We start from the raw sequence: 12,299 nt of genomic DNA, 5'->3' as shown, positions 1-12,299 counted from the left end.
TATAAAAACTCTCTGCGTGAAAGACGTTCAGAAAGAATAGAAAAACATTTTCTATCTTTACAGTCTGCACCTTCAACGAATGCGAAAACGCTACGACGTCAGTCGTCGAAAATCAATATGACAATCTGTGAGCGCAACGTACCAATCTCGCAGAATAATTTCGTTTCCAACACACACCGAGAACAGTAATCCTCCCCTTGATGCCAGGTCCGAATACACTGGAAACACCTTCATAATGTCCTTTGTGTTGCGTTTATACGTGGTTTTATCATCAAATACTTGACACAATGGCGTCAATTCAAAACACAACGCAACGCGGACACTTTTACACGATAACACACTGATTTATAAAAAACACAGCACAGAATAGATTCTATAAAAGAAGAACCACCAGCGTTTCAATCAAAAACGCCATCTGAGACGGGTTACCCCGACAATGAGTGCTGTGTCTCCATATCGGTAAGGGAAAGTCGCATATCGACCACATCTTCATCGATATCTTTGATAATTTTGAAACCGAATTTCCGGGCCAACCCCTGCATTCCCTTGTTGTCAACCAGAGCCTGTCCCGTCACCGTAGCAATGCCACGATCCTTCAGAAAACGAATCATTTTATCCATAAGGATGGAGCCCAAACGCTGACCTTTTTGGTCCGAGCGAATAATGATCGCGAACTCAGCCCAGTTGATATCCGGTTTCAGCGAGGCACGAACGACGCCGAGAGTTTCGGGAGTCCCATCATCTCGCGTTGCCGATGCAATAAACGCCATTTCTCGTTCATAATCGATTTGAGTAAGTCTGGCCATTTCACGATGTGACAGTTCTCGTACAATCCCAAAAAAACGAAATCGGAGGTCTTCCGGTTCGAGATAGGTAAAAAAATCATAATGGGCTGGCTCATCTTCGGGCTTAATGGGGCGCAACAGTACCTGCTGACCATTGGAAAGTACGGCGCATTCTTCCAACTCGCGGGGATATGGGCGTATTGCCAGCCGATTCTGTGGCTCGACGTCAACGCGGGCAATTTTGATGCGTGCATTCAGCACCGTCACTCCCTGATGGTCGGCCAAAATGGGATTGATATCAACATCGGTCACTTGCGCTATATCGGAAATCAACTGCGAGACCATAATGACGGCGCGAGAAATGGAGTCCATATCCGCTTCAGGTTCATCTTGTCTGCCAGCAAGAAACAACGAGACACGAGTACGATAAATCAAATCTCGGGCCAGGGTCATATTGAGCGGCGGCAACGCCACAGCTTTGTCACGATTAATTGCGGCGGCCAGTCCTCCCTGGCCAAATATGACATACGGTCCAAAAATGGGGTCGACGGAAGCACGTATCAGTAATTCGCGTGCTGCGGGTTTACGTCCCATTTTTTGTACCAGAAAGCCGGTTATACCTGCATCTGGACGGAGCTTGGTGACACGAGAAATCATAGATCGAGCAATATCATCAACAGTTGCCGGGTCTTCAATATCCAAAGTAATACCCCCAACTTCAAAAGGCTGGGGAATGTCCGGAGAAACAATCTTCAACGCAACAGGCCCACCCAGGTCGACAGCAGCATCCCGAGCCTCATCCGGCGACTTGGCCAACCGCGTTTCAACAATGGGGATACCATAGGCACCAAGAACGATTTGTGCTTCATCCGCCGACAATTCATAACGATTTTCGTCCAAAGCGGCATCGATGACAGCTTTGGCCTTCTCTGTGTTGGGTAAAAAGTCGGTCGGCAGGGAGGATGGCATTTCCATGAGCAATTCTTGGTTACGCCGATGGTGCATCATGTACAGAAAAGCACCAACGGCTTTATCCGGCGTCTCATACGTGGGAATACCATGCTTCGCGAAAATTTCACGGGCTCCTTCGGCGATATCAAAACCAAGCCAGCAGGTGAGTCCTGTACGCTTTGTTTTTTTGAGGACTTTCGACACTGCTTCGGCGACATCTTCACCCGAAACGCCAGCAAACGGCACGTGCATAACAAGAACAGCGCTCACATCTTTGTCTTTGATAATAACCTTGAGCGCATCAACATACGTATCTCCCGATGCATTGAAGCTCATGTCAACAATGCCTTCTCGGCACCAGTTGGGACCAAGGAGACTACTTAAGGCCTTTTGTGTGTCTTCAGAAAAGTCAGCCAGATTGCCGCCTCCACCGAGCAAGGAATCGGCGGCCATAACCCCAATGCTTCCACCATTGGTCAAAATCGCCAATTTATCGCCCAAAAGAGGTTGAGCCCGAACAAGTGTTCGCGCGGCATCAAAGAGTGAATCAATCTCGAACACCCGCAAAATACCAGCACGACGAAATGCTTCGTCATACACTTCGTCCAGACTTTTCTCGCTTGAAGCGGCAATACAATCAGCACACCACAGCTTTCGTCCGGGCTTGATGACAAGGACAGGTTTGTTACGAGCGGCAGCACGAGACGCACTGATAAAGTCACGGGCATTGGAGACGGTATCGACATACAGCAAAATCGAGCGCACGTTGACATCGGCTGCCAGGTAATCCAGTAAATCCCCGTACTCGAGATCAATCCCTTCGCCGAGAGAAATAATATGCGAAAACCCTATCCCTGAGCTGCGAGCCCAATCGACAACAGCCGTAAACAACGAAGCCGACTGGGAAACAAACGCAATCTTTCCAGGCAATGCATCCGTGGCGCTCAAGCTCGCGTTGAGACCAACGCCAGGGACAATAAGCCCAAGGCCGCTCGGACCCAGTAAACGCATTTCATAATGTCTTGCCATGTCGAGCATCTTCTGATGAAGCGCCCATTTCTCTTTTTTGAGAAGCTTTTGCCATCCAGGAGGCAAGACCACGGCCGAGCGTACACCGCGTCGGCCAAGTCCACGGATATAGTCAGGAATCAAATTCGGCTCACTACAGATAATGCCAAGGTCGGGAGTCAACGGAAGAGTATCGACGTCTTTATACGATAGAATCCCCATAACCGAGTCTTGCCCTGGGCTGATCGGCATGACAGGACCAAGAAACTTGCCTCCAAGCAAATTTCGCATAACAATATTGCCGACACTGCCGGATTCATTGGACGCCCCGATAACGGTCACGGAGTTGGGCTTGAACATGGCGTCGAGACTACTCAAACTCATGACTGAACCTCCTGGCAGGCTTTCATTAAGTGTAGCCTTGAAAAGTTGATCGAGCAATCATAAAGAAACATTTGTACAGTCGTAGAAAACACATCGTATGTCACGTAGCAACATTTACACTTTTTTAGTACTGGACTCAGTGTGAATACATCACGTTCATCTTGTTCCTCTACGGTGCGACCAGCACTTCTCTCATTTCTCGTATGCATTGTCCTTCTGATAGCATACGCTTTTTCCATTCCACCGTTATATAATATCGTCGGCCGAGCAAGTATTGCTTGTAGCATGATACCATTGCTTGTGGCCGCATTTTCTTTCGGTCGTCGTGGTGGACTCATTCTCGGCGCTGTTCTTATTCCGATCAATCTTGTCCAATTTTTACGCATTGACGACCATTTTCTTCCACCATTGTTCGGATCCAATTTTGTTGCCGCCCACGTCGTCTTTCTCGTTACCGGCTTCATCACCGGAAGTCTTCGAGATCTGAAACGACGACTGGAAACGGAGCTGGCCGAGCGAAAACGCATCGAGGTGGAACGAGAACGATCGACAGAGTTGCTCGCTAACGCCTATGGCGAACTCGAAGCCATGTTCGACAATACATTGTTCGGCATTGCTCTGGTCAAAAATCTTATCATTTTGCGTGCCAACCGGCGGGCTCTCGAAATCATGGGATATGATCCCAACACAACCACAACACTGAACTGCATTGAACTTTTCGACAGTAAAAACGATTTTGAGACATTTGTCCAAAAAAGTCGAAACCAGATCCGTAAAACCGGCGTGTTTACTACAGAACGCCAGCTATGTCGAAAAGACGGCGAACATATCTGGGTACGACTCACCGCCAAACCACTCGTTTACAATACTCCCACCAAAGGAGCTATCTGGGCATTTGACAATATCGAGCCACAAAAACGTCTGGAAAAGCGTTTACGTAACGCCAAGCAAGAAGCCGAAACACTTGCCAATACGAAAACGCAATTCCTTGCGACCATGAGTCATGAAATCCGTACTCCGCTGAATGCCGTCATCGGCATGGCTGAAATGCTTGAGCAAACCCAGTTGGATGACGAACAGTCCACTTGTGTCAGCATATTGCAGGATGCTTCACGACTTTTGCTTGATGTCGTCAATGATATTCTCGACTTTTCTGCACTAGATGCTGGCAAAACGCTTCTCGCTTCGAAACCATTTGACCTGATGTCTACGGTCCTTCTTGCCATAAACCCACTGCGCTTCGAAGCCCAGAAAAAAGGCTTGCGTTTTACCTTGCACGCAGCCACCGACATTCCACAACAGGTTATCACCGACTCACACCGGGTACGCCAAATCCTCGTCAATCTTGTCGGCAACGCCATTAAATACACCGATACGGGCGAAGTGCACCTTCATATTACGGCCCGTTCAACCTCCTCAGACCACACGACGTTGGTCTTTGATGTCATTGATACGGGCATCGGCATTGATGAAAGCCAGATTGAAACCATTTTCAACAGTTTCCACCGAACCGACGCATCATTGAATCGTCGTCAAGGCGGGACGGGACTTGGTCTTGCTATTTCGCGTAAACTGGCACGGCTGCTTGGTGGTCATATTACAGTCTCATCTGCTCCCAACACGGGAAGTCACTTTCAGCTTTCCCTCCCGGTGGAAATTGCACACCAAGCCGTAGCAACACGTCACAATGTAGGTCCCAGCGTGCCACACCCAAAAAATTTGGACAAGTCGTTGCCGAAAGAGCCGTCTTTTCATATCCTTTTGGTTGAAGACAACGCATTCAACAGTAAGCTCGCAAGCATGCAACTCGAACGGCTTGGTCACACCCATCATCGTGTTCACAATGGACATGGAGCCCTCGTCGCATTGGCACACGATGACTACGACATCGTTCTCATGGATATCGAAATGCCGGAAATGAATGGTCTTGAAGCTACTCGTCGTATTCGACGTGGAGAGTCCAGCGTGCGCAATCCCCACATTCCCATTATTGCCATGACCGCACATGTTGTCGGCGATGCTGAGGCCGCTTGTCGTGCCGCAGGAATGAACGGATATGTCGTCAAACCCGTCTCTCTTTCCAATCTCAACGCGACATTACGCGAGTATATACACACGCGACAACCCAATATTTTGGTGTACGATCAAATTGAGACAACACCGTGTAATATCGATCAAAACGATCTCCATGTTCTTCTTGCAGAACTCGGCCTGACTTGCGATGAATTCATCCCTATTCTGCATGTTGCCGTAGCGGAAATCGATCGTTCGCTCGATGCGCTCGACCGTGCGGAAATGCAACAAAATATTGTCGAGTTTCGCCGTATCACTCATACACTCATCAGTACGTCCGCCTCAATAGGGGCACACTCGTTGAGCCGTCAGGCCCGCGTATTGCATGATGCTGTTCGGTTGAACCCAACTCGATCCCGTTCTTCGTTACTCAATCAACTCCAGTATGAGGTTGCCCGGTTACACCATCGATTCGACGGCTTATTGCGTGACGACACCACGAACGTAGCAGCGAAATGTCCCCTGGAACAAGGAGGATTGAATTAGCCATGCCCCGTATTCTTACCATCAATCCCGGCTCCACAAGCACCAAAGTCGGTTTGTTCGATGAACACACGGTCCTGTTCACACAAACCATTCAGCATGAGAAAAGCATGCTGCTCCGATTTGAGCGAGCGATGGATCAACTCAAGTTTCGTCAAGACGCTGTCGCCACGTGTCTTGCCGAACACAATGCCCCGTTGTCCAGCATTGATGCCATTGTCGGTCGCGGTGGTTTACTTCGACCAATTCCAGGTGGCGTGTATGCAATTACTCAAGATCTACTCGACGATTTAGCATGCGCCAAATATGGAGAACACCCTTCCAATCTCGGAGCGTTTCTTGCTCACCATCTCTCTGAACAAACCGGCAAACCCGCATTCATCGTTGACCCCGTCGTTACCGATGAAATGCGACTCCTCTCCCGGGTAACCGGCCTCGCCGGCTTGCAACGTCGTAGCGTCTTTCATGCACTCTCGCATCGGGCGGCGGCACGGCAAGCAGCAACCAGGCTCTCCATCACGTATGAAGAAGGCAAATTCGTTGTCGTCCATATGGGCGGCGGTGTTTCACTTGCTGCGCACGACCACGGACGCGTGGTTGACGTCGTCAATGCCCTGGACGGCGAAGGACCATTCTCACCGGAACGAACAGGTGCCTTGCCGTTGTTGCCTCTTCTTGATCGTCTTGAGGCAGGACAATTCACCATTCCAGAACTTCGCAAAATTGTTCTGACACAAGGGGGGCTCACCTCGCACCTCGGTACCAATGACCTGCGCGAAGTGGAACGTCGTATCGAGGCAGGCGATCAACACGCCCCAATAGTGTTCAAGGCACTGTGCCTCAACATCGCCAAATATGCAGCCAGCCTCCTCCCTTCGCTCTATGTCGATAATGTCGCGCAAGCAGATGCATTCGTATTAACCGGTGGCATGGCAGGCAGCATCAATCTCACCAATTGTCTCACCGACCTCCTTGCTCCCACGTCAACGGTTCTGGTTGTTCCCGACCTCGGCGAACTCCGCGCTATGGCGGAAGGCGGTTTTATGGCACTTCATGGCGATGTGGAAGTACAGCTTTATGCACATACCCCTCGGGTACATTGCGACGATTTTCTATAGTGCGAGCGCGTTGGAAGACGCGTCCTTTCCATATATTCCTATTTTGTTCAAAATGCGTACAAGCATCTCTATGTCGACCGGTTTGGAAAGATAAGCATTCATCCCGGTCTGAAGAAATTTTCGCTTATCTCCTGCCATAGCATACGCCGTCAAAGCAATAATAGGAATACTTTTGTTCTTTTCGCCTGCGGCTCCACGACGAATGGCTTTTGTCGTTTCAACTCCGTCAAGTATTGGCATCTGTATGTCCATCAGGACAAGATGAAACGACTCTTCCTGCAGTTTAGTCAAGACTTGCTGTCCGTCAGACACATGCTCTATATGATATCCATATTCTTCAAGAAGTTTTGCAACATACAAGGCTGAAGGTCTATCATCCTCAGCGAGCAGTATATGTATGTCCACGTGGCTCGGACGATCAATACTCGCAAAAAGCGGCTGTATCGCATCTTTGGTATGTTGAAAAGGAATGGTGAAATAGAAACTCGATCCAACACCCTTCTCTGTTTCAACGGCCATACTTCCCCCCATAAGCTCCACAAGACGTTGGCAAATGGCCAACCCCAAGCCTGCACCTTGGAAGCGTCTGGAAAAACTTTCTTCCTCTTGGCTAAAAGGCGTGAAGAGCTTTTTCAGCATAGCGTTATCCATTCCGATGCCAGTATCGGAGACAGAGAACAAGACGCGACATTCGTCATTTTTGGATGAGGGAAGATGGTAGGCTTGCACCTCAATAGACCCTGTATGCGTAAACTTTATTGCATTCCCAACAAGGTTACTCAAAATTTGCTGTAACCGGAGAGCATCCCCCATCATCCAGCAAGGAATATTGGGATCAATGTACATTCGCAGGGCCAAATCTTTTTCCTTCGCATTCGGGTCAAAAAGTTGTTCTATTGCATTCATCGTATCTTTAAAATCAAAGAGCTCCGAAGCAAGCGTCATTCTGCCTGCCTCAACCTTGGATAAATCAAGAATGTCTGAAAGCAATTGTGTCAATCGACCACTGGCCCGAAAGGCATACTCAATGTATTCTCTCTGGTCATCATTCAGCGAAGTTCGTTTCAGAAGCTGCAGCATGCCAACAATGCCATTAAGTGGAGTCCGTATCTCGTGGCTCATATTGGCAAGAAAAATTGTTTTCGCAGCATTGGCCTTCTCTGCTTCAAATTTCGCTTTATCGCGTGCAAGCGCATCCCGTTCCAACGCACTTGCCATGCTATCAAAAGCCTTTGATAATACTCCGATCTCACCGTGAGGGTCTTCCAGGTCGGATCGTACCGTCAAATCTCCCGCCCCCAGTCGTTGAGCGACCGAAACCAGTCGCAACAATCTGGTGTGTATTGCAAAATGCCCTATCACCCACACCAAAAGAAAGGACAACACAATGGCCACGCCTCCCCATTTCAAATATACCGTGGTGATAGCATCTGCTCTGGCAATAACCATTTGTTCCGGAATCGCAACAATGAGATTGAGATATGGCTGAGCATTCTCGTCGAAACGTAAACGACGAACGGCAATCACAAGTTGTGCGTTGTTTTTTGACTCCGCTGTAAAGATTCCACTCTGTGAAATTGCTACGACTTTCTTCCATACATTCTCAGGAATCTTTCCTCCTATTTTACGATCATCTTGGGGACAACGAAATAAGCGCATCCCTCTGTAATCAACCAAGGCGACAAATGACCCTGGAGGAAGATTCGAATTTTGAAACAATGTCGTGTACTTTTGGAGCTTTAACGTCGCAATAAGAATACCAATCATTTTAGCATTTTGATCAAAGACGGGCGATGCCACCGGAAGAATTTGAAGTCGACTGACTTTTCCCACGGAATACTCACCGATTGAAAAACTCTCTGTTCGCAAGACATCCATGATTTCCTTGCGCTGTGAAAGATCTTTCGGTTTTTTAAAAGGAAGCGCCGAAGCCACGGCAAAGCCGTTTGTGTTGATCAACGCGAAGTTGGCATAATTGGGATTCGCCCCAAGGTATTCTCTAAAAAGTATATTGCAGGCATGTTCATCGAAGGATTGGACGGCATGTGTTTGGGCTAAATTATCAAGAACTCTTTTAATACGGCGCAATTCCTGCTCTTCAGAGAAGGCATATGAATCTGCAAGACGCATTGTTGTTTGCTTTGCATGATTTATTTCGTGTGTTCGACGCTCTTTTCCTGAAGCTACAATAAGAGCAACCATAGGAAGGAGACTCAGCAAAACAGCGAGCAGCATATTCAGCTTAACTGACCACGGGAACCGCATTTCTTAACCCTCTGAGACCACACACAATTAATGGGCTTTCCCCTGCTTATCCCCACCGCAAAACAAGAGCCAGACAAAACATTTGATAACAAATTAGTGACATATTTCCCTGCGTTGCGCCACACCAAACATGAGAAAACATCTCGGTTCAATCTCATTTCGACTTTCTTTGATTTCTGTGTATGGTGTTAACCATGAAAAAGAGGAGAGGACCGCTTTCCCGAACTCAATAGCTTCCAAGGAGGAACGCATGACGTTGACTACGCCTTCCTGGACCGATCGTGATCTTCGCGGATATGGTCCAGAGCCACCAGATCCGCAATGGCCGGAGAATGCGCGTATGGCCATATCGATCGTCATCAATGCAGAGGCCGGAGCAGAATTGTCTCTTGCCCAGCATGATGAAGCCAATGAAAGTGTTTATGAGATCATTGAACCTGTACGCGATGTCCCCAACCCTTGCCTCTCCTCGCATTTCGATTATGGCCCTCGTGCGGGTTACTGGCGCATCGTTCGCCTTCTGGAGCGTTTCGGTATCTCCTGCACTGTCAGTATTTGCGGCCGCACCGTCGACCAAGCGCCATGGCTCGCACAAGACATGGCCGAACGCGGGTATGAGCTGGCCTGTCATAGCTATCGTTGGGAAGGTCACGCCAATATGTCGGAAGACCATGAGCGGGACATCATTGCTCGTTCCGTGAAGGCTATTGAAACGGCAACAGGCACTCGCCCTCTCGGCTGGCATACGAAAGGAGCCGCATCCCCCAACACTCGCCGACTGCTTGTTGAAGCCGGGTTTGAATATGACTCCGACGCCTATAACGACGATCTTCCCTTCCTACAAGATGTCGCAGGAAAGACGCATGCTGTCGTCCCCTACTCATTTATAACCAATGACATGCGTTTCATGCCCATCGGTAACTTCGTCCACGGCGAAGACTTTGCCCGTTGCACCATTGATGCGTTCGACTGGTTGCAACGCGAAGGAGGCCGCATGATGTCGATTGGCCTTCACCCGCGCCTCATTGGCCATCCCAGCCGGATTATCGGGTTGGAGCGATTCCTAGACCACGCTCACGCCAGAGGCAAGGTATGGTTCGCCCGCCGGATTGATATTGCTCGTCACTGGCGACAACGCGCACAATCCCTATAACAGGTTCACCAAACGAACAGGATGGTCCTCACTCAATCCTCTCCATGTTTGGGGACCGCCTCACACAGCATATGCTCTCCCCCTCTGAGCTTCTCCCAACACTCCTCCCCTCCCCGGCCACTGGAACCCTTTAGGCAACGCGTTGTACGTCTCCAGTTCGGCGGTCAGCATGTCGTGGAGTTTTTGCATTTGGGCGTGGTTTGCTTGTTTTCGTGATCCCCAGGCGAGGTTGGTCATTTGGCCGGGGTCGTCGGTGAGGTTGTACATCTCGTACTGAAGTTTTGTTCCTGTGTTGGTGAAGTAGACGGCATACATCCAGTCTTCGAAGCGGATGCTGCGGATTTTGGCCGGGATGGTTGCGAAGGCGTTGTGCATGCCGAGGTATTTGTTGAAGAAATATTCGAAATCTTCTGTGTAGAACATGATGTTGTCGCGAACGCTGGCGTTCGGGTCGCTTATGATGGGCACAAGCGACTTGCCGCAGATTCCCTTGCTCTTGAGGTCTTCGGGGGAGGCGGCACCGGTTATTTCGGCGACGGTGGGAACCAGGTCGATCAGGCTGGAGAAGGATGTTGTGGTTCGTCCTTCGGGGAAGAGTTTCGGATTGGAGATGATCATGGGAACATTGATGGTTTCCTGGTAACTGTTCACGCCCTTTTCTATCGATTGGTGGGACCAACCCTGTTCCCCGTGGTCTGCAAAACGAAAAATAAAGGTGTCTTCGGTGAGCCCCTTTTCGTCCAGCTTGTCCAGCACGGCGGCGATTTGTTTGTCCACGGCGGAATGAAGGTGCGCGTAGAAACGGCAGTATTCAGAGTGACTAACAAAACCTGAAAGAATGACACAGCAAGCAAGGGAACAAAGAGCGAAATACGTGTCAGCACTTCGCTCATAGCGAATGCGTAGTTTTCCAAAGCTCAACCAGGACAAAGCTTGCTCTACAACCCAGCGATGACGGCTAAGGCGTTCAAATTCAGTGGGCTTTATAAACACCTTCCACTGAAAGAAATAAGAGCCTTCAAGAAGATTCGTTAGGTTTTGTTAGTCGCTCTTACTCGAATCCAGACAACACCTTATACTCTACAGTATTATTATCAGCAGAAATAACCTGGATTCTTGTCTTTCGAAACGTAATCATAGTCGGCTCATTCTCTTCTAATGTGTATGTAAAATCTTGTTGGTATGCAGGTCTTGCCATATTATCAATGAACTCACGATAAAAAATTCGCAACGTTCCCTTGTCGATTCCTTGATAAATCAGTTCATATTTAAATCCGGAGCTGATGCCACTTACTATTTCTGTCTTTTTATATAGCGCGGGATTCTTAATTGAAAAAGTAAACGGAACGATCCCTGGAGAAACCCATAACTTGTCGAACCGACCATTGTTTGTTTCATCGAATAAACAAACAATACGATATGGGCCAACCAAATGGTCAATATATCTTTTTTCTCTTGTGCAATATGCCTCTTTTCTTCCTATCACAGAGGAAAATAAAATATCTCCAGGAGGGATATTAACTGTTCCAAGAGCTGCACCTTGCGATATCCCTTCCAGTAAGCTTGCACCTTGTCCACTATAGTACTCATATTGAGAAAAAATAATGTCCCCGACACTTGTTTTTGCCAAGGTATTATATTGGACATTCTGACCAACTCTATGTTGCAGCGGGTGAATTGCAACTTTAGGGGCACAACTGCAGGTAAACATAATCAAAAAAATAAAAAGAATTATTTTCATTAGGGCGTGTTTCTAAATAAAATCCTAGACATTGAGATTGGTTATAGCATTGTATCCAGATGAGTCGCCACAACATTTCAGACGATCTATGGCAGCGCTTCCAGCCTTTTCTTTGCCCACCTCGCCAAGAACGGCGAGGTAGACCACCCAAAGATGCCCGACTTATGTTCAACGGCATCGTGTGGGTTCTCCGTACCGGTGCCCCATGGCGTGATCTCCCAGAGGAATTTGGCCCCTGGCAAACTGTTTATAAACGGTTCAATGCTTTGGCCAAGTCTCATATTTGGCAAGAAATTCTTGCTACTTTTTCCCGAGAAGCGGATCTCGAAGTGATTCAT

The 12,299-nt window shown here is 48.5% G+C and carries 8 protein-coding genes and 1 pseudogene; 4 read left to right on the top strand and 5 right to left on the bottom strand.

Features of this window, described 5'->3' with window-relative positions:
• Positions 1–425: 425 nt before the first annotated feature.
• Positions 426–3,128, bottom strand: a complete 2,703-nt coding sequence (locus G451_RS0100050; protein ID WP_027182672.1) for a bifunctional acetate--CoA ligase family protein/GNAT family N-acetyltransferase — start codon at positions 3,126–3,128, stop codon at positions 426–428.
• Between the two features lie 141 nt (positions 3,129–3,269).
• Between G451_RS0100050 and G451_RS31975 the strand changes: the two genes are divergently transcribed.
• Both G451_RS31975 and buk read left to right on the top strand, forming a co-directional pair.
• Positions 3,270–5,687 carry an ATP-binding protein gene (locus tag G451_RS31975; RefSeq protein ID WP_169727795.1) on the top strand — a complete coding sequence of 806 codons (2,418 nt, stop codon included), beginning with the start codon at positions 3,270–3,272 and terminating at the stop codon, positions 5,685–5,687.
• A gap of 2 nt (positions 5,688–5,689) precedes the next feature.
• Complete coding sequence (buk, locus tag G451_RS26525; RefSeq protein WP_084448265.1) at positions 5,690–6,802, top strand: butyrate kinase; 1,113 nt, start codon at positions 5,690–5,692, stop codon at positions 6,800–6,802.
• On the opposite strand, the gene G451_RS31970 is transcribed toward buk, so the two are convergent.
• Positions 6,797–9,067, bottom strand: a complete 2,271-nt coding sequence (locus G451_RS31970) for an ATP-binding protein (protein WP_051260945.1) — start codon at positions 9,065–9,067, stop codon at positions 6,797–6,799. The two genes, buk and G451_RS31970, sit on opposite strands and share 6 nt — an antisense overlap.
• Positions 9,068–9,317: 250 nt before the next feature.
• Here G451_RS31970 and G451_RS0100020 point away from each other — a divergent pair, with 250 nt between their 5' ends.
• Positions 9,318–10,220 carry a polysaccharide deacetylase family protein gene (locus G451_RS0100020; RefSeq protein WP_034640088.1) on the top strand — a complete coding sequence of 301 codons (903 nt, stop codon included), beginning with the start codon at positions 9,318–9,320 and terminating at the stop codon, positions 10,218–10,220.
• Between the two features lie 60 nt (positions 10,221–10,280).
• Here G451_RS0100020 and G451_RS0100015 read toward each other — a convergent pair whose 3' ends face one another.
• The 3 genes and pseudogenes from G451_RS0100015 to G451_RS0100010 all read right to left on the bottom strand — a co-directional run bounded on the left by G451_RS0100015 (position 10,281) and on the right by G451_RS0100010 (position 11,961).
• On the bottom strand, positions 10,281–11,060 hold the full coding sequence (locus G451_RS0100015) for a sulfatase-like hydrolase/transferase (protein ID WP_281171539.1): 780 nt from the start codon (positions 11,058–11,060) through the stop codon (positions 10,281–10,283).
• A pseudogene (locus G451_RS34900) lies at positions 11,043–11,189 on the bottom strand (transposase); the annotation flags it as partial. The pseudogene G451_RS34900 and the gene G451_RS0100015, both read right to left, overlap by 18 nt.
• A gap of 82 nt (positions 11,190–11,271) precedes the next feature.
• Positions 11,272–11,961 (bottom strand): hypothetical protein, encoded by a 690-nt coding sequence (locus G451_RS0100010; RefSeq protein WP_027182667.1) that lies wholly within the window; start codon positions 11,959–11,961, stop codon positions 11,272–11,274.
• A 59-nt stretch (positions 11,962–12,020) separates the two neighbouring features.
• Between G451_RS0100010 and G451_RS33495 the strand changes: the two genes are divergently transcribed.
• Positions 12,021–12,299: transposase (locus G451_RS33495; protein WP_027182666.1), on the top strand; the 279-nt coding region annotated here is incomplete at its 3' end.

It is taken from the genome of Desulfovibrio inopinatus DSM 10711, from assembly GCF_000429305.1.
Classification (GTDB): domain Bacteria; phylum Desulfobacterota; class Desulfovibrionia; order Desulfovibrionales; family Desulfovibrionaceae; genus Alteridesulfovibrio; species Alteridesulfovibrio inopinatus.
This window is presented reverse-complemented; position numbering and strand designations above follow the sequence as displayed.

What these genes read in the sequence shown, in the direction of transcription:
- G451_RS0100050 (WP_027182672.1), bottom strand. Translation starts at nt 3,128, where the DNA reads ATGAGTTTGAGTAGTCTCGACGCCATGTTCAAGCCCAACTCCGTGACC.
- buk (WP_084448265.1), top strand. Translation starts at nt 5,690, where the DNA reads ATGCCCCGTATTCTTACCATCAATCCCGGCTCCACAAGCACCAAAGTC.
- G451_RS31970 (WP_051260945.1), bottom strand. Translation starts at nt 9,067, where the DNA reads ATGCGGTTCCCGTGGTCAGTTAAGCTGAATATGCTGCTCGCTGTTTTG.
- G451_RS0100020 (WP_034640088.1), top strand. Translation starts at nt 9,318, where the DNA reads ATGACGTTGACTACGCCTTCCTGGACCGATCGTGATCTTCGCGGATAT.
- G451_RS0100010 (WP_027182667.1), bottom strand. Translation starts at nt 11,961, where the DNA reads ATGAAAATAATTCTTTTTATTTTTTTGATTATGTTTACCTGCAGTTGT.